General features: G+C 67.1%; 16 protein-coding genes. 12 read left to right on the top strand and 4 right to left on the bottom strand.

The genetic code is table 11. From position 1 onward, the window contains the following. Positions 1 to 48 precede the first annotated feature (48 nt). The gene (locus tag CAER_RS0114875; RefSeq protein ID WP_027236111.1) at positions 49 to 5496 is read right to left on the bottom strand and encodes an alpha-2-macroglobulin family protein; all 5448 of its coding nucleotides are present in this window, start codon (positions 5494 to 5496) and stop codon (positions 49 to 51) included. A gap of 148 nt (positions 5497 to 5644) precedes the next feature. Between CAER_RS0114875 and CAER_RS0114870 the strand changes: the two genes are divergently transcribed. Beyond that, positions 5645 to 7915: a response regulator gene (locus tag CAER_RS0114870; protein WP_027236110.1), complete on the top strand. Its 2271-nt coding sequence runs from the start codon at positions 5645 to 5647 to the stop codon at positions 7913 to 7915. 319 nt (positions 7916 to 8234) lie between these two features. On the opposite strand, the gene yaaA is transcribed toward CAER_RS0114870, so the two are convergent. The 3 genes from yaaA to CAER_RS0114855 form a co-directional block, all read right to left on the bottom strand. Then, positions 8235 to 8999: a peroxide stress protein YaaA gene (gene yaaA, locus CAER_RS0114865; protein ID WP_027236109.1), complete on the bottom strand. Its 765-nt coding sequence runs from the start codon at positions 8997 to 8999 to the stop codon at positions 8235 to 8237. Positions 9000 to 9041: 42 nt separating this feature from the next. Further along, entirely contained in the window at positions 9042 to 11099 is a 2058-nt protein-coding gene (gene recQ, locus CAER_RS0114860; RefSeq protein WP_027236108.1) for a DNA helicase RecQ, read from the bottom strand. 193 nt (positions 11100 to 11292) lie between these two features. Beyond that, positions 11293 to 11580, bottom strand: coding sequence for a YggT family protein (locus CAER_RS0114855; protein WP_027236107.1), 288 nt, complete (start codon positions 11578 to 11580; stop codon positions 11293 to 11295). A 135-nt stretch (positions 11581 to 11715) separates the two neighbouring features. Here CAER_RS0114855 and CAER_RS0114850 point away from each other — a divergent pair, with 135 nt between their 5' ends. The 11 genes from CAER_RS0114850 (at position 11716) to CAER_RS0114800 (ending at position 21471) form a co-directional block, all read left to right on the top strand. Next, the gene (locus CAER_RS0114850; protein WP_027236106.1) at positions 11716 to 12264 is read left to right on the top strand and encodes an acyl-CoA thioesterase; all 549 of its coding nucleotides are present in this window, start codon (positions 11716 to 11718) and stop codon (positions 12262 to 12264) included. Between the two features lie 17 nt (positions 12265 to 12281). Further along, positions 12282 to 13679 carry an MFS transporter gene (locus CAER_RS0114845; protein ID WP_409359727.1) on the top strand — a complete coding sequence of 466 codons (1398 nt, stop codon included), beginning with the start codon at positions 12282 to 12284 and terminating at the stop codon, positions 13677 to 13679. Then, the gene (gene mepA / locus CAER_RS0114840) at positions 13676 to 14545 is read left to right on the top strand and encodes a penicillin-insensitive murein endopeptidase (RefSeq protein WP_027236104.1); all 870 of its coding nucleotides are present in this window, start codon (positions 13676 to 13678) and stop codon (positions 14543 to 14545) included. The genes CAER_RS0114845 and mepA overlap by 4 nt, the downstream gene beginning before the upstream one ends. Beyond that, positions 14518 to 15432 (top strand): esterase-like activity of phytase family protein, encoded by a 915-nt coding sequence (locus CAER_RS0114835; RefSeq protein ID WP_027236103.1) that lies wholly within the window; start codon positions 14518 to 14520, stop codon positions 15430 to 15432. Before mepA ends, CAER_RS0114835 begins: the two co-directional genes overlap by 28 nt. 205 nt (positions 15433 to 15637) lie before the next feature. Then, positions 15638 to 16273: a queuosine precursor transporter gene (locus CAER_RS0114830; protein ID WP_027236102.1), complete on the top strand. Its 636-nt coding sequence runs from the start codon at positions 15638 to 15640 to the stop codon at positions 16271 to 16273. 258 nt (positions 16274 to 16531) lie between these two features. Beyond that, entirely contained in the window at positions 16532 to 16951 is a 420-nt protein-coding gene (gene arfB / locus CAER_RS0114825; protein WP_027236101.1) for an alternative ribosome rescue aminoacyl-tRNA hydrolase ArfB, read from the top strand. A 63-nt stretch (positions 16952 to 17014) separates the two neighbouring features. Next, the gene (locus CAER_RS0114820) at positions 17015 to 17761 is read left to right on the top strand and encodes an SDR family oxidoreductase (protein WP_027236100.1); all 747 of its coding nucleotides are present in this window, start codon (positions 17015 to 17017) and stop codon (positions 17759 to 17761) included. Between the two features lie 84 nt (positions 17762 to 17845). Further along, complete coding sequence (locus tag CAER_RS0114815) at positions 17846 to 18868, top strand: P1 family peptidase (RefSeq protein WP_027236099.1); 1023 nt, start codon at positions 17846 to 17848, stop codon at positions 18866 to 18868. Between the two features lie 109 nt (positions 18869 to 18977). Next, on the top strand, positions 18978 to 19439 hold the full coding sequence (locus tag CAER_RS0114810; protein ID WP_027236098.1) for a c-type cytochrome: 462 nt from the start codon (positions 18978 to 18980) through the stop codon (positions 19437 to 19439). A gap of 153 nt (positions 19440 to 19592) precedes the next feature. Further along, a complete protein-coding gene (idi, locus tag CAER_RS0114805) occupies positions 19593 to 20135 on the top strand; it encodes an isopentenyl-diphosphate Delta-isomerase (RefSeq protein ID WP_027236097.1) in 543 nt (180 codons plus the stop codon). Positions 20136 to 20214: 79 nt separating this feature from the next. Next, entirely contained in the window at positions 20215 to 21471 is a 1257-nt protein-coding gene (locus CAER_RS0114800; RefSeq protein WP_027236096.1) for a flavin-dependent oxidoreductase, read from the top strand. Positions 21472 to 21584 lie beyond the last annotated feature (113 nt).

The raw sequence follows: 21584 nt of genomic DNA, 5'->3' as shown, positions 1-21584 counted from the left end.
CACCCACCCAGGCTCGGGCGCTGCCCTTCGCTTTGGTCAGCCAGCGTTTCACTTCACGACCACGCGCCCCGTGCCAGTGCGGGCGCGGTAGGCGGGGCGGTACATGTCCTCGACCGAGGCCGCAGGGTGGTGGAACGTCCCGGGCGTCACCGCGCGGACCACATAGGCCAGCGTCACCGGCGCAGCATCGCGCACATTCACCGCCGCCAGGAAGCGGTCGCTGCGGAATTCGGCGTGTTCAGCCTCAGCCGGGTTCAGCCAGTCGAGATCGCGCAGATCGCCGGAACGCAGGAGGTTGGGGTTGTCGATCTCAAACCCCGCGGGCAGCGGATCGTTGATCATCAGCCGGGCGCCGGTTTTTTCATGCGGCTTCACCCGCAGGACCGCCACGAAGCGTGCGCCAGCCTGCACGGACCCAGCGTCCAGAGGCTGGCCTTCCAGCGTGAAGTAGCTGCGTTCGATGGTGTAGCCGAAACCGCCCGCAGCGGGCGGGACCTCTGGCACGCCGAGGGTGGTGAGGGTGATGTCCGCGGTGCGGCCATTGGCGGCGGTCAGGGCGAGCTCCGACATGTCCTGCGCGTCTGCGGCCTGGACAAAGGGACCCTCGACGGGCTGGCCGTTGACCAGGAGGCCAGATGCCTCAGGGTTCTGCGCCAGCGCGCGGGCTGCCATCAGCGTCCAGGCGGCCTCTTGCGTGGAGCGGGCGCCGCTGGCGTTCGCAAGACGCGCCGACAGTCTGTCACGGTCCACGGCCTCTGATCCGGCCTCTGCCGCCAGCGCCAGGACGCCGGCAGTGTCGCGGAGACGGGTGCCGAAGTCGGCGCGCCAGAGGCGGGCCTCGTTCTGCGTATCATTGCCGATCATCTGCGCGGCGCGGGCGAACATCCGGTCGGCGCGGCGCTGGTCGCCATAGGCCGCAAGCGCGGCGCCCAGCTGGGCGGCGGCAAGGGGCGTGGCAAAGGCCTCTCCCTTTACATCCGCGTAGTAGCGCAGGTCGCCCATCTGGGCCGCACCTTCGCGGGCCAGCACGAGGAGGGCATAGGCGATCTCCTCGCCGCCGGTGTCGAAATCGGCGGCGTAGTTGATGCGGTTGCGCAGGTTGTCCATCGCCTGGGCAAAGGCTTGCTGCGGTACCTCATACCCTTGGGCGCGGGCGCGGCTGAGGAAGTCGCTGGCATAGGCGTCCAGCCAGAACTCGCCGCTGTCGGCGCGCCACATGCCGAAGGCGCCCGATGGGGCCTGGCGGGTCAGCACCTGGCGGATTGCCGCGTTGATGCGGGCGTCCACCGCCGGGCCGCTGCCCAGCCCTGCGGCTTGGGCGACAGAGCTGAGGTAGAGGAGCGGCAGCGCCTTGGAGGTCACCTGCTCAGTGCAGCCGTAGGGGTACTGGTCCAGTTCTGCCAGCAGGCCCGGCACGTCGAATTTCGCCAGCGGGCCAGAGGAGATGGTGGCGCGGGCGGTGCCGGGGCGCAGGCCCGCAAAGACGTCCTGGCTGAACAGGAAGGTGTCGCCGCCCGCGAGGGTGAAGCGGCGGGTTTCAGAGGTCACCGGGTCATTGGCACGGGCCGGCAGGCGCAGGTCCTGCCGCAGCGCCTGCCCGTCCGGGGTGGTGAGGGTGAGGGTCAACTCGTGGTCGCCCACGGTTTCTGCTGTCACTGGCAATTCCAGCACTGTCTTGGCCTGCTCCGTCAGGGTGAGAGCGGCAGGCAGGCTTCCGAGCGTCAGGCCGCCTGCGGTGGTTGCGGTCAGCGCCATCTCACCTGCCGGGCCATCGGCATGGACGATCTCGATCCTTGCGCGGCTTTGATCCCCCGGCGCCAGGAAGCGCGGCAGGGCGGCGGTGACCACCACCGGGTCGCGCACCAGCATGTCGGCCTCGGCCTGGCCCACGGCCTTGCCTGACCAGGCGACCGCCATCAGCCGCACGGTGCCGTTGAAGGCGGGGAGCGTCATCGGGAATTCGGCCTCTCCGTTTGCGTCCACTTTCAGGGGACCGGAGAACAGCGCCGCGAGGTCCTGGGTGGGGGGCGGCGATTGCATCTTCATGCCGCTGTCCGCATCGCCGCCGGAGCGGATGCGGCCCATCGCGCCGTTGCCGGGATCAATCAGGCGGCCGTAGACGTCGCGCAGTTCCACGCCTAAGCGGCGCTGGCCGTAGTAATGGGCGCTGGGATCGGGGCTGGTGAAGCCGGTGAGGTTGAGGATGCCGAGGTCCACTGCAGCCACGGTGAGCCAGACCTCCTCGCCCTCTGCCGCGCCATCGACACGGAGTTTCGCCACCTGGGTGCCGCGCGGGCGGGCCACTTCGGGGACGTCAATCGCGACCTGCAGCTGCTGGCCGGGCTGGGTGACGCTGGCGTGGGCGAGGCCCAGGGCGCGCAACGGCGTGCGGCCGCGGTCGCCTTCAACGGGCTGGATCACGGTGGCGGTCACATAGGCGCCGCTGCCCCAGTCCTGTGTCACCTCCAGCGGGATCACGGTTTCGCCAGCGGGGACCTCTACCGCCATCCGGTGGATCAGATGGTTGGAGGCTACAGAGACCAGCGCGGTGCCCGCGGCCTGCGGCACGATGCGCAGGCGGGCAGTGTCGCCGGGGGCGTAGTTTTCGCGGTCCAGTGACAGCTCCAGCCGGGCGGGTGTTTCGGTGCTGCCTTCGGGGGCGTACCAGCCGGCGTAGAAATCATAGGCGGCTGAGGCATATTCGCCGTCGAGGCGTTCAACCACCAGCTCGTAACGGCCCCAGTCGACAGGCTGTGAGAGCGGCAGGGGGTCGCTGCCCAGCTGCGCCTCGCCCGTCGCGATGCGGGTGCGGCGGGTAATGGGCTCCCAGTTCCAGTTGCCGTAGAGCTGATACCACTGATAGCGCGTCTCGACCCGGTTCAGGGTCCATTTCACACGCATCGGCATGGGAGTGAGGTCCGGGGCCAGGGCGATGAGTTCGAAACCTGCCTCAGAGCCTTCGGCTGCGACCTCGTCAAACTGCGGTTTGATGCCGAGGACAGGGCCAGCGGGGCGGACGGGCAGCTCCAGCGTGCGCTCCACCGGGCGGGCGGAACCGTCAGCGACGCGGGTGGTCAGGGTGGCCAGCAGCGGCTTGCCTTCCGCCGGGGTGGCGGCGGGGAGGTTTGCCGTGAAAGCTGCGGCGCCGTCAGGGCCGGTTTCCTGGCCGCCGAAATATTCGGTCTGGGCGGAGGAGGCCTCGTCATAGCGGCCAAAGCGGAAGCCCGGCCATTGGTCCAGCGTGCTGGCGGCGGTGAGGCGGATATCGCCCTCCACCTTCAGCCCGGCACCCGGCGCGCCGAACAGGTAGTCGGCTTGCAGCGCGATCTGAGCGGCACCGCCGGGCTGCAGGCTATGGGCATTGGCGACCTGCTGCGTGAAGTCGATGCGTTCCGGCAGGAAGTCCTCGACCAGGATCTGGCGGCTGGCGAGCGCGGGGGCCTCGAGGTCGCTCTTGATCTCGATCCGCCAGGTGCCGCGCGGGGCGGCGGGACCGGTGGCCAGCGCAAAGACATGGCCGCCCTGATGGCCGCTGGCAGAGGTCTGGCGGGTGTATTCCACGCCGTCGGGGCGCAGCAGGATCGCGGTGAGCGGCAGGCCGTCGATCGCCTGTGCCTTGCTGTCGCGGGCCAGCGCGGTCACATGCACGGTTTCGCCGGCGCGGAAGGCGCTGCGGGTGGTCGCCAGGAACACATCCACCGGTCCCGGCGCGGGGCGGCCGGCCACGCCGCGGTCGGACAGGTCAAAGGCCGCATCGTTCAGGGGCAGGAAGGTGAAATCGCCCTCCCCTGCCCGCGCGGTGATCAGCGCGGGCGCGGCGCCGCCGGCGCCGCGGGTGAGGCCGGGGGCGAAATGCACATAGCCGCTGGCGTCGCTGGTCCGGGTTGCCAGCACCTCGTTGGCGGAGGAGATCAGGCTGACCTCGGCGCCGGCTTGCGGCTTGGCATCCGCCAGGCCCTGCACCTGCACATGCAGGCCGTCGCTGCCGGACATGGTGGACAGACCCAGGGAGGTCAGCACGAACCACTGGGTGGCGCCGGCGTCCTCGTAAGGATCAGCGCCCGGCAGCCGCGCGGTGAGGGCATAAAGGCCCGGTTTCGCGCCCGTTAGAGCCTCATCCAGCGGCAGGCGGCTGGTCATCGCTTGATTGAGCGCGGTGTCCACTTCGGCGCTGCCGGTCCAGATTTCCTCGGCAATGTCCGCGGCGAAATGCTTGTCCTCCCACTGTGAGAGCGGCTTGGCAAAGTAGCCCTCCTGCAGGGTGCGCAGCACGTTGCGGCTGCTGACCCGGCGCAGGCGCAGGTCGAGTTCCGTGAGGTTCACGGTTTCCACTGGCAGCGCCGCCAAGCCGCCGGCCGGCAGCACATAGGCACGGCCCGGGAAGCGCACCTCAGGGGCGCGGTCGCGCACGTAGTGGGTCAGCTCCACGTCCTTATAAAGCTGCTCGCCGCCGGCCGCGGGCAGGCCGCGGCGCAGGGTGATGCGGTAGCGCTTGCCGTGCTCTGCCCCGTCGAGGCACAGCTGGCGGCCCTGGGCGGTGACGGCCAGGCTGCCCTCCGGCAGGCGGACGTAGTTTTCGTAATCGGTGCCGGCCTGCTCCAGATCCTCGGAGAACTCGGCGCAGATGCGCGGTGCGGCGCTGTCGCTTTCGACGGTGCTGGTGAGCACCCGGAAGCCGTGTTTGGCAATCGCATCCTCCAGCTGCGCGGCGCGGGCGGCATCGGGCGCGATGTCTTGTGCCAGCCGCAACAGCGGCAGCATGGCGCGGCCCTGGCTGCGCACCTGCTGCGCGTCAGCGGCGGCTGCCAGCGCCTCTGCCTGGGCTGCGGGCGCGGCGGCCCGCAGATAGCCGTTCAGCGCCGCGGCATACGCCTGCGCGAAGTAACGGCGCTGCTGGCTGCGGCTGCGGCTGTCTTTGGCGGCGCGCAGCAAATGTGCGGAAAATTGCGTCCAATCCGCGGCCTCATCGCCCAGCACCACCGCCTGCGCCATCCAGCGCAGGGCCGCAAGGGGATCGCCCTCGCGCAGCTGAGTGCGGGCGGCGGCGCGGGCCTCAGCCGGGTCATTGGCGGTGAGCGGGTAATCCAGCCCCAGGGTGCGGGCGAAGGCGGCCGCGCGCTGCAGGTCCTGCTGTGGCAGGAAATCAAGCCGCGCCGCGCGTGATGCCGCTGCCGCAGCCAGCGCGGGTGCGGCGGGCTGTTTCACCGCCGACATGGCGCCGGCGTAGGGGCTGGATTGCGCCAGCACCGATTTGGGGAAGCAGGCGTTTGCCCGCTGATTGAAAACAAAGCCTGCGCAGTCCGCCTGGGCGGAGCAGGCACGGGCGCAGGATTCAAGGTCCGTGTCAAACAGCGGCTGCAAGTCGGCGCCGTAGAAATCCGTGTCCGCGTAAGAGCGGTAGCGGTAGTCAGGAACCTCCGGACCGGCCCAGACAGCCGGTGAAAACGTAATAAAAGCAATAAAATACAATAAGGCAGAAGCAAACAGACGCGGCATGGCACCCTCCAATACTGGCGACAGGCTGGCACGGGCTTAACGTCATAGCAAGATTCCACCGCGTAACACGTGAAGGGCAGCCATGCTGCCGCCCGTGCGGAAATGGCCGCGCGTTGTTTGTGTTGATGCATTGCCGGAGTTCGCAGGGATGAGCCTTGCCGACAAATTAGCGGAAGAGAGGCGGGCCCGGCTGGCCGCCGAACGCCTGCTTGAGCTCAAGCAGGCGGAGCTGTCTGCCGCCAACCGCAAACTGGGCCGCCATGCGCTGGCGCTGACCAAGCAGATCGGCCAGACCCAGGCCGAAGTGGCCACCGTCCGCGTCGAAAACGCCAAGGTGAAATCCGACCTTCACACCGCCAACGAAAAAATCGAAACCGCGGAGCGGCGGCTGTGGCATTCGATCCAGGCGTTTCAGGACGGCTTTGCCTTTTTCGACACCGACAGCAACCTGATCGGCGCCAACACCGCCTATCTCAACATCTTCGACGGCCTGGAGGAGGTTGCGCCCGGCATTTCCTACATGCGCATTCTGCAGCTGCTGACCGACGAGGGGCTGATCAACACCGGCGACATGGCTGCGGATTCCTGGCGGGCGATGATGAACGAGCGCTGGCTCTCGCCCGCGCCCGAACCGGTGGTGATCCAGCTGTGGGACGAGCGCTACCTGCGGCTGATCGACCAGCGCGGCCATGACGGCGATATGGTGACGCTGGCGCTCGATATCACATCGACCGTGCGCTATGAGGAGGAGCTGCGCGCCGCCCGCGCCCGTGCGGAAGCCGCCAACCGCGCCAAATCCGCCTTTCTCGCCAATATGAGCCATGAGATCCGCACTCCGATGAACGGGGTGGTGGGCATGGCGGAACTGCTGTGCGACACCGTGCTGGACGAAGAGCAGCGGCTGTATGCCAGCACCATCAAGAATTCCGGCGAGGCGCTGCTGGTCATCATCAACGACGTGCTCGACTACTCCAAGATCGAGGCCGACAAGCTGGAGCTGCATCCGGAGCCCTTTGACCTGGAGCGCAGCCTGCATGAGGTGGTGATGCTGCTGCAGCCCACTGCCCGGGACAAGGGGCTGGCCCTGCTGGTCGATTACGACCTGTTCCTGCCGACCCGGTTCACCGGCGACCCGGGCCGCATCCGGCAGGTGCTGACCAACCTGGCAGGCAACGCGGTGAAGTTCACCAAGGAGGGGCACGTGACCCTGCGGGTGACCGGCATCACCTCGCCTGACGACAAGCAATGCGCGGTGCATGTCAACATCGAGGACACCGGCATCGGCATCCCGGAGGAGAAGATCGGCCACATCTTCGGCGAGTTCAACCAGGTCGAGGACGAGCGCAACCGCCAGTTCGAGGGCACCGGCCTGGGGCTGGCGATCTCCAAACGGCTGATTGAGATGATGGGCGGCGAGATCTGGGTCGACAGCGAGGAGGGCAAGGGCTCCTGCTTTGGCTTCCGCCTGCCGCTGCCGGTCGAGGCCGGCCCGGAGGCGGCGGTTCCGGCGCTGCCCAGCACCCTGCGCCATGTGCTGCTGGTGGACGACCTGCCGCTGAACCGCGAGATCCTGCAAAAGCATCTGCTGATGCTGGGGATCCAGGTCACCGCCGCCGGCACTGCCGCTGCCGCGCTGGGGGCAATGCAGGAAAGCATCGACCTGGTCATCAGCGGCCACAACCTGCCGGTGCTGGATGGCGTGCAACTGGCCAGGGATCTTAAGTCCGGGCGCTGGAGCGACGTGCCGGTGCTGCTGCTGAACTCCAGCCCGCAGGCTGCCAACGATCCGGAAATCCGCAGGCTGGTGAACGGTGTGCTGCAGAACCCGGTGCCGCGCGATGAGCTGTTCAGTCAGCTCTCCAAACTGGCCGGCGCCGGCAAGCCCGCCGCTGCCCCGACGGCCCCCGGCCCGGACACGGCGCCTGCCGCCGCAGCCATCCCCCTGACCGCGCCGCCGGAACAGCCCGCGCCGCCGGCGGCCCCCGAAGCCCGGCGGATGCGGGTGCTGGCGGCAGAGGACAACAAGACCAACCAGCTGGTGTTCCGCAAGATGGTCAAGGAGCTGGACATCGAGCTGAAGTTCGCCAGCAACGGCCTGGAGGCGGTCGACGCCTACCGGAGCTTTGCGCCGGATCTGATTTTCATGGACATCTCGATGCCCAAGATGGACGGCAAGGTAGCCACCGCGGAGATCCGCAAGATCGAGGCCGGAACCGGCCGTCACGTGCCGGTGGTGGCGCTGACCGCGCACGCTATGGCGGGCGATTCCGAGGGCATACTGGCAGCCGGTCTGGATCATTACCTGACCAAGCCGCTGCGCAAGGCCCTGATCCACGAAAAGATCCGCGATTCTGCCCCTCCCGGCACCAGGCCGCTGGACCCCGGCAGCCCCCCTGCGGCCCAGGCAGCCGGAGGGTAACGCGCGGCTGGAATGCGGGTGGCCCGGGCTGCGCTCAGCAGAGAAAACACGCCACCGCGGAAGCGGCGCCTGTATCCTGCCCTGGCCTTGCCGTGCGGACCAGCCGGTCAGCCGCAAGCCGCTCTGTCCTGGCTTTTTTCTGCGCCCGGGAGAAGTTCCGCAGCCAGGCTCTCCCGCGCCCGCGGACGCACCGGCTGCGCCGGAACGCCCTTTGTGCGGCCTTGGGCCCGGCAGCGCGCGGCACGCGCGCTGCCGGGCCCAACCTGGACGGTGCAGTCTTTGACTGTGCCGGAGCGGGCGGGAGCCGCCCCCCTTCAGGTCAAGCTTTGCGCAGGAAGACCGGCTTGTCCGGCTCTGACATTTGCGGCTGGTAGGCATAGCCGCCGGCATCGAAGTCCTTCAAGGCATTCGCCTCTGCCAGCCGGTGCTGGATGATGAACCGTGTCATCGCGCCGCGGGCGCGTTTGGCGTAGAAGCTCACCACCTTGGGAGTGCCGTTTTTGTCTTCCATGAAGACCGGCGTCACCACCCGCAGCTTCAGCGCCGCCAGATCCACCGCGCCGAAGTATTCCTGGCTGGCGCAGTTGACCAGCACCTCTGCCCCCACGGCTTCGGCCTGCGCATTCAGGGCCTCGGAAATCCGGCTGCCCCAGAACTCATAGAGGTTTTTGCCGCGCGGATTTTTCAGGCGCGATCCCATTTCCAGCCGGTAGGGCTGCATCGCATCCAAGGGCCGCAGCACGCCGTAAAGGCCGGACAGGATGCGGAAATGCTCCTGCGCCCAGGCCATTTCCTCCGCGTCCAGAGAGGACGCTTCCAACCCCTGGTAGGTGTCGCCGGCAAAGGCCAGCGCCGCCGGACGGGTGGCCTCGGTTTTCGGATCGGCGGCGAAGTCCTGGAAACGGTCGTAGTTCAGCTTGGCCAGATCTTCGCTGATGTGCATCAGCTTCATCAGATCCGCCACCGACTGTTCGCGGGCCACCCCGGCCAGGTCCACCGCGTCGTCGTGCAGCGCGGGCCAGGTCATGTCCTGATCCCGTTCCGCCCAGTCCAGCTTCTTGGCCGGAGAGGTCACTACCAGCATATCTGCCCCCAAATTTTCCTAGCCCGGATTCTTGGCGCGACCCTAGCCCGCGCCGCGCAGGACGTCCAGAAACGCCGCAGCGAAACGTTCGGCGCGGCGCTCCCCTAACAGCCTTGTGATGCCGGCCTCGTCATCGCTGCGCATCTGCGCCACCTTGGCGAGCAGCGATGCCGAGCAGGTGAGCGGTTTCAGCGTGCCGCATTCGCCGCGCGCCAGCTGCGCCTGCACTTCCAGCAGCCCGTCATAGACGGATCCGGAGTTGCGCCCTGCCAGCTTGCGCCGCGCCGGGTGCAGCTGCTCCGTGGCGCCGGTAATCACGCTCAGGAAGTCATCGCCGTAGCGTTCAAGCTTCTTGGCGCCGACACCGCTGACGCGCGCCATCTGGTCCAGCGTTTCCGGGCGCATCTCTGTCATCTCAATCAGGGTGCGGTCCGGAAAAATCACATAGGCCGGCACTTTCTGCGCCTCGGCCAGCGCCCGGCGCTTGGCCTTGAGCGCGGACAGCAGCGGCGCGTCCTCCTCGGAGACCAGCGCCTTGACTGCCGGGCGGCGGTCCGCGGATTTGATGGTGTCGCGGCGCAGCTCGATGGATTGTTCGCCGCGCAGGATCGGCAGCGCTGCCTCGGTAAAGCGCAGAGCGCCGTGGCGGTCCGGGTCGGGGCGCAAGAGGTCGTGGCCCATCATCTGCCGGAACACCGCCTGCCACTGGCGCTTGCCGAACTCCTTGCCGCAGCCGTAGACCGACAGTTCGTCATGTCGCTTGGCGCGGATCCGCTCGTTATCGGCGCCCAAAAGGATGTCGATCAGATGGCCGGAGCCGAACCATTCCTCTGTCCGCAGCACCGCTGACAGCGCCTTTCGCACCACGGTGGTGCCGTCGAACACATCAGCCGGGCTGTCGCAAAGGTCGCAATTACCGCAAGGCTCTGCTTCCTCGCCAAAATACCCCAGCAGTTTCTGGCGGCGGCAGTGCAGTGCCTCGGCCAGGCCCAAGAGCGCGTTCAGGCGGGCGTGGTCGGCGGCGCGGCGTTCGGGCGGGGCGAGGCCCTCGTCGATCTGGCTGCGGCGCAGGCGGATGTCATCGGGGCCGAAAAGCGTCAGGGTTTCGGCTGGCGCGCCATCGCGCCCCGCCCGGCCGATTTCCTGGTAATAAGCCTCGATGGACTTCGGCAGGTCGGCGTGGGCGACCCAGCGGATGTCGGGTTTGTCGATGCCCATGCCAAAGGCGACGGTGGCGACCACGATCAGACCGTCCTCGCGGGCAAAGCGGGTCTCGACGATGCGGCGGTCCTCGGCCTCCATCCCGCCATGGTAGAAACAGGCGCTGTGGCCCGCTTCGCGCAGGGCGGCCGACAGCGCCTCTGTCTTGGCGCGGGTGCCGCAGTAGACGATGCCGGACTGGCCCTTGCGGGCGGCGGCGAATTCCAGGATCTGGCGGCGCGGGCTGTCCTTGGCGCCGAAGGCCAGGTGGATGTTGGGCCGGTCGAAGCCGCGCAGGAAGCTGCGGGGGGGCTCGCCGTCGAACAGTTTCTGGACGATCTCTTCCCGGGTTTCCTGGTCGGCTGTCGCGGTGAAGGCGGCCAGCGGCACGTCCAGGGCGCGGCGCAGCTCGCCGATGCGCAGGTAGTCAGGGCGGAAGTCATGGCCCCATTGGCTGACGCAATGCGCCTCGTCCACCGCGATCAGGCTGACGCCGATGCGGCGCAGCATCCCCATGGCGGCGCCGGAGGCGAGGCGTTCGGGGGCCATGTACAGAAGCTTCAGCCGCCCGGCCTCAATCGCCTCCCAAACGGCCTCGGTCTCTTCGTCGGTGTTGCCGGAGGTGAGCGCGCCTGCGGTGACGCCGGCCTCCTGCAGGGCGCGGACCTGGTCGCGCATCAGGGCGATGAGGGGGGAGATCACCACGGTGATGCCGTCGCGCAGCAGCGCGGGCAACTGGTAGCACAGCGACTTGCCGCCGCCGGTGGGCATGATCGCCAGCACGTTCTCCCCGGCGGTCACGGCGTCGACGATTTCTTCCTGGCCGGGGCGGAAGGCGTCAAAGCCGAAGATCTCGCGCAGGATCGGGGACGCGCCTGTCAGGGCTGCCGGGGCTGTCATGGGGGCGAAGGGCCTCAAAATGGTGGTCTGCTCTTACTTGGCAGGCACAATCCCACAGGAGGCATGGGGCGGCAAGGGGCGATGAGGCTGCGTTCCTGCCACAAGGGCAGCGCCTGACCCTGGGTGGGCGTGAAGCGCCCTCCCGTGTGGAGGGTCGGGCGCTGCCCGGCCTATCGGCCGGGCGGAAGATCCATCAGTAGAACGCCGCCATGTTGTTCACCAGGATGATGCGCAGCGCATAGACCGCGACCAGCACCACCAGCGGCGCCAGGTCGATCCCGCCCATGTTCGGGATCACGCGGCGCACCGGAGCGTAAAGCGGTTCCAGGATCCGGTTCAGCCCGTACCAGATCTGGGCCACCAGCTGCTGGTGCAGGTTCAGCACCTGGAAGTTGATCAGCCAGCTCATGATCACATGGGCAATGATGAAGAACCAGACAATGTCCAGAATCAGCATCAGGATTTGGAACAGCGAGACCATCTGTTATCTTTCCTCTTTCGAACAGCCACACAGGTAAGCAGCCGGCAGGAAATACGCAAGGCTTCCGCGAGGTTGCGGTTGACGCGCTGTAAACGGGTGGCATCACGGGCACATGCGAAACAGGAGCGCCGTGCGATGTACCCGATTTTCCGCCTGATCAAGGATACCGTTCTGGCCAGCCGGATGGAGCGGCTGCCGATCACCGGCCTGCATGTCTCCAGCCACATCTGCTGGCCCTGGGATCTGGATATGTGGATGGAGCTGAACAACGGCCGCACCATGACCCTTTACGATTTGGGCCGCACCATGCTGGCACAGCGGGCCGGGCTGATCGGCGCATTGAAGAGGAACCGCTGGGGTCTGACAGTGGCGGGGTCCTCGGTGCGTTACCGCCGCCGTATCCGGGGGTTCGAGCGCTTTGAAATGCGCAGCCGCGCGGCTGGCTGGGATGAGAAATTCATCTATGTCGAGCAATCCATGTGGAAGAAAAACGGCGACTGCGCCAGCCATGTGATGCTGCGCACCGCGGTGACGGACAAGAACGGCATCGTGCCGCCCGCCAAGGTGCTGGAGGCGCTGGGACAGGGTGCGGAAGCCTCGCCCGAGCTGCCGGATTGGATCAAGGACTGGTGCCAGGCGGATGCGGGCCGCCCCTGGCCGCCGATGCAGGACGGGCTTGCCTAGGCCCCTGCCCGCCTGCCATACCTGAAGGCAACAATAATAAGAGGCCGGGTATGCAGCAGGTGTCCACGCGCAAGCGGATCTGGGGATGGTGGTTTTTCGATTGGGCCAGCCAGCCGTATCAGACCCTGCTGGTCACCTTTGTCTTCAGCCCGTTCTTTGCCGCCGTCGCCGCCGAGCATTTCATGGGCCTGGGGATGGAGGGCGAAGCCGCCAAGGCGCAGGCGCAGACCGTCTGGTCGATGTGCCTGACCGTGACCGGGCTGATCATTGGCTTCGGGGCGCCGTTTCTGGGCGCGCTGGCGGATATCACCGGGCGGCGCCTGCCCTGGATCATGGTGTTTTCGCTGATGTATCTGATCGGCGCCTGGGGCCTGTGGTACATGGACCCGGCGGGCAGCAACCTGTGGTGGATGCTGGTCAGCTTCGGCTTTGGCTTTATCGGTGCCGAATTTGCCCTGATCTTTGTCAACGCGCAGCTGCCGACGCTGGCCAGCCGCGAGGATGTGGGCGCCATTTCCGGCTCGGGCTTTGCTTTTGGCTATCTGGGCGGGGTGGTTGCGCTGTTCATCATGCTGCTGTTGTTTGTCGAGCAAAGCAGCGGCAAAACCCTGATCGGCCTTACCCCGGCCCTGGGCCTGAACGCGGAGGCCAAGGAAGGCACCCGCGCCGTAGGCCCCTTTACCGCGATCTGGTTTGCCATCTTCATGATCCCCTATTTCCTGTGGGTGAAGGACCAAGGCGCGACCGGCCGCAAGGCGACGTTGGGCAAGGCCTGGCAGATGGTGGTCAAGCTGGTCGCCGGCCTGCGCCGCCGGTTGAGCCTGGCGAGCTACCTGGGGTCCTCAATGCTGTACCGCGATGCGCTGAACGGGCTTTACGGCTTTGGCGGCGTCTACGCCAAGCTGGTGCTGGGCTGGGAGATCACCCAGATCGGTATCTTCGGCATTGTCGCAGCCTTTGCCGCCACCCTGTTCAGCTGGCTGGGCGGCAAGGCGGACCGGCGGTTCGGCCCCAAGCCGGTGATCATCGCCGCGATCCTGGTGCTGTCATTCGTCTGCCTGATCATCGTCAGCATGTCACGCACCCAGGTCTTCGGCTTCGCACTGGCCGAAGGCTCAACGCTGCCGGATATGGTGTTCTTTGGCTGCGGCGTGCTGATCGGCGGCTTCGGCGGCATCCTGCAGGCGGCCAGCCGCAGCCTGATGGTGCGCCACACCAGCCCCAGGGACGCGACCGAAAGCTTTGGCCTTTACGGCCTGTCGGGCCGCGCCACCGCGTTTCTGGCGCCGGCGCTGATCGGCCTGGCGACCACGCTGACCGGCAGCGCCCGGCTGGGGATCACGCCCGTCATCGGGCTGTTTCTGATCGGATTGATACTGTTATTCTGGGTTCAAGGAGAAGGAGATCAGGGTTGAGACTGTTATTTGCCACATGTTTAGCGGTTGCTGGTTTACTAAGTCCGGCAAGCGCACAGACCCCCGCCAAGGCCCTGTTCGGGGCCAAACCGGTCGCCTCCCCGCATCGTCCGGCCCCCTTCGGCTCATACGCCAAGGGCTGTGTTGCCGGCGCCGAGCAGCTGCCGGAAACCGGCCCCACCTGGCAGGCGATGCGGCTGAGCCGCAACCGCAACTGGGGGCACCCGGCGGCGATTGACTTCGTCAAGGACCTGAGCCGCGTGGCGGCGAAACAGCGCGGCTGGAAGGGGCTGTATATCGGCGACATCAGCCAGCCGCGCGGGGGGCCGATGCTGTCGGGCCACCGCAGCCATCAGATCGGCCTGGACATCGACATCTGGATGCGCCCGCCGGACCGGCTGAACCTCAGCCGCAGCGCGCGCGAGAACATCTCCTCGATCTCCATGCGCCGGGCCAAGGGCGCCTATGTGAACTCCAGCTGGACCCGGGCGCATCACGAGATCCTCAAGGCCGCTGCCAAGGACAGGCGGGTGGCGCGGATTTTCGTGTTCCCCGGCGCCAAGGTGCAGATGTGCAACGACGAGAAGGGCGACCGCCGCTGGCTGCGCAAGATCCGGCCCTGGTGGGGGCACCACTACCACTTCCACGTGCGGCTGGCCTGTCCCCGCGGCGCCCGCGGCTGTGTGGACCAGGCGGCCCCGCCCAAGGGCGACGGCTGCGCCGATGCGCAGCAGTGGGTGAACAACATCCTGAACCCGCCGCCGCCGAAACCGGTTGACCCCAACGCGCCAAAGCCTAAACCTCGGCGGGACTACACCCTATCGGACCTGCCCCAGCAATGCGCCGCCGTTCTGCACTCAAACTGACCCTGGCCCTGGCCGCCGCTGCCGGTCTGACGGCGGCGGCCTTTGCCGTCAGCCGGCCCGCCGCTGCCGTGGCGCCCAAGGCGCAGTATCTGGGCAGCTACACCTGGAAGCTGAAGCAGCCGTGGTTCGGCGGTTTTTCCGCGCTCAAGCTCAGCGAGGGCGGCACGGTGATGACGGTGCTGAGCGACCGCGCCACCCTGGTGACGACCCGCATCCAGCGCAGCCACGGCGCCATTTCCGGGGTGACCGCGCAGCGCGCCCACGGGCTGCGGGCCTCCACCGGCAAGGTGCTGCGCGGTTTTGCTGGAGACAGCGAAGGCCTGGCGGTGTCGCCGGACGGCAGCCGCTACATCTCCTTTGAGGGGCCCGCGCGGGTGGTCCGCTACCGCCGCCCCGAGGGCCGCGCCAAGGTGCTGCCGCGCCCCAAGGCCTTCCGCAAGCTGCCGCCCAACAAGTCGCTGGAAACCCTGGCCATCGATTCCCGCGGCCATCTCTACACGCTGCCGGAACAGGCCTATGACCAGAACGGGCAGATCCCGGTCTGGCGCTGGAACGGGCGGCGCTGGTCGCGCCCCTTCAGCCTGCCGCCCTCGGGCAGCTTCCTGCCGGTGGATGCCGATTTCGGGCCTGACGGGCGCTTTTACCTGCTGGAGCGGGACCTGACCTTTCTGGGCTTCCGCAGCCGCCTGCGCCGCTGGGACATGACAGCCGCCGGCCCGGTGAACGAGACAGTCCTGCTGCAGACCGGCCCCGGCACCCACGACAATCTTGAGGGGCTGTCGGTCTGGACCGATGACACCGGGCGGCTGCGCGCCACCATGGTATCCGACGACAACTTCCTGCCGCTGCAGCGGACGGAACTGGTGGAATACGCCCTGCCCCGCTGATCAGCGCCCCGCGCCGCGCCAGCGGCGCCCGGCCCAACCGGGAGGGGGGCATTCCCCGAATGCACCGCGCACGGGCGGAAGCCCCCCTTGCAGCCGGAAGGCTTGCACCACAGGCTTGCACCAAGGGCCGGAGCATTTTAAAGGGGCCGGTCTTTTGCTGCCGCGCACCGCGTCCCGCGCGCCCCGAAACAAACGGATCCGATCCATGACCCGCTCGCATATCCCCGGCATTCTTGCCATGGCCGCCGTGGTGGTGGCCTCCAACATCCTGGTGCAATTCCTGTTCGGCCAGTGGCTGACATGGGGCGCCTTCACCTACCCGATCGCCTTTCTTGTCACCGACGTGATGAACCGCGTCTACGGCGCCGCCGCCGCGCGCAAAGTGGTGGCTGCCGGCTTTGTTGCCGGGGTGATCTGCTCGCTCATCGGCACCCGGATCATGCTGCAGGGCGATGGCTTCACCTACCCGGCAGTCACGCTGCGCATCGCGCTTGGCTCCGGCCTTGCCTTCCTCACCGCGCAGATGCTGGATGTGGCCGTGTTCTCTGCCCTGCGCGAAGGAAAGTGGTGGCGGGCGCCGCTGGCTTCCACCCTGATCGGCTCCTCCGTGGACACCGCGATTTTCTTTACCGTGGCGTTTTCGGCCGCGCTCAGCTGGCTGGAACCGGTCAATGACGTGTCCTGGGCTGGCGAGGTCCTGCCGCTGCTGGGCACCGGCCCTGAAACTCCCTTGTGGGTCTCGCTGGCTGTGGCCGATTGGCTGGTGAAATTGTCGCTGGCGCTGCTGGCGCTTGTGCCCTTCCGCATCATCGTGCGTAAGCTTACCGCAAAGACCACATGATTTTGTTTTGACATTAACCGAATCTGTGGCAGGCTGAGATCACACGAAACATCAGAAAGGAGGTGCCCATTGTCTAGAGAAGCTATGGAGAGCAGTGCCGGAACAGTTCAGAAGGTGTGCGGCCGAGGCAGCCCTTGGTACGTATAGACCCCTGAATTGGTGCCGACCTAACCGGTGCACCTCCTATCATCTCGAAGGGCTGTTCCCGCGTGTGGGAACAGCCCTTTCGATTTTCGGGCCGCCGTTTCATAAAGAGCCATGATCCGCATCAACGATGAAATCTCCCTGCAGGATTGGGAAATGACCGAGAGCTTTGTGCGCGCCTCGGGCCCGGGCGGGCAGAATGTGAACAAGGTGGCGACCGCCGTTGAACTTCGGTTCGAGGCCGCGCGCTCACCGGCGCTGGCGCCCGCGGTCAAATCCCGGCTGAAGCGGCTGGCAGGCCGCCGCTGGACCAAGGACGGCGCCATCATCCTGCAATGCGACGAGACCCGCTCGCAGCAAAGGAACCGCGAGATCGTGCGGGAGCGGCTGGCAGAGCTTGTGCGCAAGGCGCTGGTGGCGCCGAAGCGGCGGATTGCCACCAAACCCACCCGCGGCTCCATCAAGCGGCGGCTGGACGCCAAGAAGCAGCGCGGGGCGCTGAAAGAGACGCGCGGTAAGATCGACCCGGATTGACATGGGATTGCGTCCGCCGCCCGCTCCCCGCATTCTGTCGCGAAACAGTTTGGGAGGGAAATCATGCGGCTGGCAGGAAAAACCGCCATCGTGACCGGCGGCGCCTCGGGTTTTGGCGCAGGCATTGTGCGCAAGTTTCTGAGCGAAGGCGCCCGGGTAATGATTGCCGACATCAACGGTGCCGCGGCAGAGGGCATGGCGGCGGAACTGGGCGGCAATGCGATTGCGCAGGCCGTGGATGTCTCGGACGGAGCTTCGGTCGCTGAGATGGCAGAGGCGGCGCTGGCGGCCTTTGGCCGGGTGGACATTCTGGTCAACAATGCCGGCGTCACCCATCTGCCCGCCCCGCTGGAGGAGATCAGCGAGGACGACTTTGACCGGGTCATGGGTGTGAACATGAAGTCCGTCTACCTGACCGCCCGTGCGCTGGTGCCGCATATGAAGGCGAACAAGGCGGGGGCGATCCTGAATGTGGCCTCCACCGCCGGCGTGTCGCCGCGCCCCAACCTCAACTGGTACAACGCCTCCAAGGGCTGGATGATCACCGCCACCAAGACGATGGCAGTGGAACTGGCGCCGCATGGGGTGCGGGTGAACGCGATCAACCCGGTGGCGGGGGAAACGCCGCTGCTCAAATCCTTCATGGGCGAGGACACCCCGGAAGTGCGCGCCAAGTTCCTGTCGACCATCCCGATCGGCCGGTTTTCAACGCCTGAGGACATGGGCAACGCCGCCTGCTTCCTGTGCTCGGACGAGGCCAGCATGGTGACCGGTGTCGCGATGGAGGTGGACGGCGGGCGCTGCATCTAGCCTCCGTATTCTTCTTTGCGGCACATACTCCCGCAGGAGGCAGCGCGCGCCAGCGCGCTTCATTCAGAAAAAGGACCGCCTGCCATGCTCCCCGGCCCCAGGAACCTGATAACGGACGTCCCCGGCATTCTTGTCGGCAACGCTCAGGATGCCGCGCTGAAATCCGGCACCACGGTGCTGACCGCGGATGCCCCCTTTACCGCCTCGGTCCATGTGATGGGCGGCGCGCCGGGCACGCGGGAGACGGACCTCCTGGCCCCCGATAAATCGGTCGCCAGGATCGACGCGCTGGTGCTGTCGGGCGGCTCTGCCTTCGGGCTCGACGCCTGTTCCGGCGTGATGGACGCGCTGCACGAGGCGGGCCGCGGATTTCCGGTTGGCCCCGCGCGGGTGCCGCTGGTGCCCGGCGCGATCCTTTTTGATCTGCTGAACGGCGGGGACAAGGCGTGGGATCAGAATCCCTACCGCGCCCTGGGGCGGGCGGCGTTCGAGGCGGCGGCGGAGGACTTCAGCCTTGGTACTGCCGGGGCCGGAGCCGGCGCGCTGACAGCGATGCTGAAGGGCGGGCTGGGGTCCGCCTCCCTGGTGCTGGACAGCGGCGTCACCGTGGGCGCGCTGGTGGCGGCCAATCCGCTGGGCGCCGTCACCACCCCGGGCGAGCGGCATTTCTGGGCCGCGCCGTTTGAAATCGGGGATGAGTTTGGCGGGCTTGGCCCGGACACGGCCGCCGGACTGGGCCGCAATCTGCGCAGCCGCAAGATCGAGGCGATCCAGAAACCGGGCGGTGCCCCGCTGCCGCCGGAGCGCGCCAATACCACCATTGCCATCGTCGCCACCGATGCGGCGCTCAGCAAGGCGCAGTGCCAGCGGCTGGCCACGGCGGCGCATGACGGCATCGGCCGCGCCATCGTGCCCGCGCACACCCCCGGCGACGGTGATCTGGTGTTTGCCGCCAGCACCGGCACGCGGGCGCTGGAGGCTGCGGACGCGGAGCTTGAAACGCTGTGCCATGCCGCTGCGCTGTGCCTCAGCCGGGCCATCGCCCGCGCGGTCTTTCACGCCCGCCCGGAACCCGGCGATCTGCTGCCCTGCTGGTCAGCCCCCTGAATTGCCGCAGTTTCCTGCCGGAACTTTGATGCGCGTCAAACTGCCGGTTGACACTGCGGGCTATTGGATCATGAGTCACACGTGCCAACTCATAACCGGAGCAAGCAATATGAAACCTCTCGTAACAGCCGCCATTTTCGGCCTCCTTGCCGCCCCCGCCTTCGCCGAAGGCGACCCGGCCAAGGGCGAAAAGGGGTTCAACAAATGCAAATCCTGCCACATGGTCGTGTCGGATGACGGCGACGTGATCGTCAAGGGCGGCAAGACCGGCCCCAACCTGTGGGGTGTTGCCGGCCGCACTGCAGGCGCCGTGGAAGGCTTTAAATACAGCGATGACTTGACCGCCGCAGGCGAGGCCGGCCTGGTCTGGGATGAAGAGAAATTTGTTGCCTTCACCACCGACCCCAAGAAATTCCTGCGGGCCGAAACCGGCAATGAAAAGGCCAAGTCGAAAATGTCATTCCGCCTGAAAAAGGGCGGCGAAGACATCTATGCCTTCCTGGCCAGCCACGGCCCGGCCCCGGCAGAGGGTGCCGAAGCTGAGGAAGGCCAGGAAGCGGCCACCGAATAACGCCCGGATTTCCGGCAAGCACTGCATCAAAGCCGCGGCATTTTCGCCGCGGCTTTTCGCGTAATTGCTTTCGGCGCCGGCAGGCGTTAGCGGTAGGAGCCAGGCCATCGCAATTGCGGCAGGCCGGCCAGGGAAACACGTCACGGACACAGCATGAGCCACATGATCCCCGCCTGGGTGAACGGCGATTTGACACCTGTTGACAAGCTTGCCGCGCATGAGCGCGGGCTGAAACACAAGGCGGTTTCCGTCTTTGTGGTGAAAGGCGTCGAAATCCTGATGCAGCGCCGGGCGATGGGCAAATACCACACGCCGGGCCTGTGGGCGAACACCTGCTGCACCCATCCGATGTGGGAGGAGCAGGCCTCGGCCTGCGCGGTGCGGCGGATGCAGGAGGAGCTGGGGATCACCGGGCTGTACCCCGAATTCCGCCACCACCTGGAATACCGCGCCGATGTCGGCAACGGGCTGGTCGAGCATGAAGCGGTCGATGTGTTCCTGGCTCATGCCCACCGCCCGCTGAAGGTCACCCCGAACCCGGATGAGGTAATGGAGACCCGGTGGGTCGACTACCACGACCTGCTGGCGGAGGTGAGCCGCCATCCCGAACGCTTCACCCCCTGGCTGAAGATCTACCTGCACAACTATGCCGATGTGATTTTCGGCCCCGACCTGATCATCGCCGGACGGCGCTGAACACTTTCCCCCCTCTGTCCGCTTGCCCTGCTGCCTGCGCCGTGGTTATCTGCCCGCAGAATTAGGGAGCATACTTATCATGTCCATCCTCATCGCCGGCGGCGGCATTGCCGGGCTCACCCTGGGGCTGACCCTGCACCAGATAGGGGTGCCGTTCCGGATCTTTGAGGCGGCGCTGGCGCTGAAGCCGATGGGGGTTGGCATCAACCTGCAGCCCAACGCGGTGCGGGAGCTGTTCGACCTGGGGCTGGAGGCGGAGCTGGACGCGATTGGCGTCCGGACCCGGCAGCTGGGGTTTTACAGCAAGCTGGGCAAGACGATCTGGGAGGAGCCGCGCGGCACCGGCGCGGGCTATGCCTGGCCGCAGTATTCGGTGCACCGGGGCGAGTTGCAGATGATGCTCTACCGCGCGCTGGTAGAGCGTGCCGGGGCGGACTGTTTCAAGACCGGCGCCCGGGCGGCAGGGTTTGAAAACACCGCGGATGGCGCCGCGCTGCTGCTGGAAGGCGGGCGGCGGATCGACGGCGCGCTGGTGGTCGCCGCCGACGGCATCCACTCCGCCCTGCGCGCGCAGATGGTGCCGGAGGAAGGCGCGCCCATCTGGAACGGCCGCATCCTGTGGCGGGCCACTACGCGGGCGCCCGGATTCAAGGGCGGCGCAGCGATGGCGATGATCGGCCACGACCATTTGCGGCTGGTGGCCTATCCGATCTCCCAGCCGGACGCAGACGGCCGCGTCACGATGAACTGGATTGCGGAAAAGAGCTCTGACCCCTCAGCGCCCTGGCGCCGGGAGGACTGGAACCGGCCCGCGGATATCACTGAATTCCTGCCGGACTTCGAGGGCTGGCAATTTGATTGGATCGACGTGCCCGGCCTGATCCGTGAGGCAGAGGTGGTTTATGAATACCCGATGGTGGACCGCGACCCGCTGGCGCGCTGGACGGACGGCAACGTCACGCTGATGGGAGATGCGGCGCATCCGACCTATCCGGTGGGGTCGAACGGGGCCAGCCAGGCCATCGTCGACGCGCGGGTGATCGGCGCCAAGCTGCTGCAGCACGGCATCAGCGCCGCGGCGCTGCAGGCCTATGAGGCAGACGTGCGCCCGGTGACCACGGCCGTGGGCCTCGCCAACCGCGCAGGCGGCGGGCCGGACGGGGTGCTGCAGCGGGTTGAGGACCTCTGCGGCGGCGACTTCGGGGACATCAGCGAGGTGATCCCGCAGGCGGACCTGGCCTCCCATGCCGCCAAGTACAAATCCATTGCGGGCTTCTCCATCGAAGAGCTGAACGCCCGCCCCCCGACCCTCCCGGCAGGCGCGCGCGTCAGCTGAGGCCTGCCTGCGGCCAGCCGCGGGTCAAGGGCGGCACCGCCGCCTTGCTGCAGGCACAGTTCACCCTTGAGGCACGGATGGAGGCACAGACCCCCGGCAAGGCGCGTTTAAGG

Origin of the sequence: Leisingera caerulea DSM 24564 (genome assembly GCF_000473325.1) — a bacterium.
In the GTDB taxonomy this organism is placed as follows: domain Bacteria; phylum Pseudomonadota; class Alphaproteobacteria; order Rhodobacterales; family Rhodobacteraceae; genus Leisingera; species Leisingera caerulea.
This window is presented reverse-complemented; position numbering and strand designations above follow the sequence as displayed.

What these genes read in the sequence shown, in the direction of transcription:
- CAER_RS0114820 (WP_027236100.1), top strand. Translation starts at nt 17,015, where the DNA reads ATGCGGCTGGCAGGAAAAACCGCCATCGTGACCGGCGGCGCCTCGGGT.
- recQ (WP_027236108.1), bottom strand. Translation starts at nt 11,099, where the DNA reads ATGACAGCCCCGGCAGCCCTGACAGGCGCGTCCCCGATCCTGCGCGAG.
- CAER_RS0114850 (WP_027236106.1), top strand. Translation starts at nt 11,716, where the DNA reads ATGTACCCGATTTTCCGCCTGATCAAGGATACCGTTCTGGCCAGCCGG.
- CAER_RS0114830 (WP_027236102.1), top strand. Translation starts at nt 15,638, where the DNA reads ATGACCCGCTCGCATATCCCCGGCATTCTTGCCATGGCCGCCGTGGTG.
- CAER_RS0114800 (WP_027236096.1), top strand. Translation starts at nt 20,215, where the DNA reads ATGTCCATCCTCATCGCCGGCGGCGGCATTGCCGGGCTCACCCTGGGG.
- CAER_RS0114815 (WP_027236099.1), top strand. Translation starts at nt 17,846, where the DNA reads ATGCTCCCCGGCCCCAGGAACCTGATAACGGACGTCCCCGGCATTCTT.
- yaaA (WP_027236109.1), bottom strand. Translation starts at nt 8,999, where the DNA reads ATGCTGGTAGTGACCTCTCCGGCCAAGAAGCTGGACTGGGCGGAACGG.
- arfB (WP_027236101.1), top strand. Translation starts at nt 16,532, where the DNA reads ATGATCCGCATCAACGATGAAATCTCCCTGCAGGATTGGGAAATGACC.
- CAER_RS0114855 (WP_027236107.1), bottom strand. Translation starts at nt 11,580, where the DNA reads ATGGTCTCGCTGTTCCAAATCCTGATGCTGATTCTGGACATTGTCTGG.
- CAER_RS0114875 (WP_027236111.1), bottom strand. Translation starts at nt 5,496, where the DNA reads ATGCCGCGTCTGTTTGCTTCTGCCTTATTGTATTTTATTGCTTTTATT.
- CAER_RS0114870 (WP_027236110.1), top strand. Translation starts at nt 5,645, where the DNA reads ATGAGCCTTGCCGACAAATTAGCGGAAGAGAGGCGGGCCCGGCTGGCC.
- CAER_RS0114810 (WP_027236098.1), top strand. Translation starts at nt 18,978, where the DNA reads ATGAAACCTCTCGTAACAGCCGCCATTTTCGGCCTCCTTGCCGCCCCC.
- idi (WP_027236097.1), top strand. Translation starts at nt 19,593, where the DNA reads ATGAGCCACATGATCCCCGCCTGGGTGAACGGCGATTTGACACCTGTT.
- CAER_RS0114835 (WP_027236103.1), top strand. Translation starts at nt 14,518, where the DNA reads ATGCGCCGCCGTTCTGCACTCAAACTGACCCTGGCCCTGGCCGCCGCT.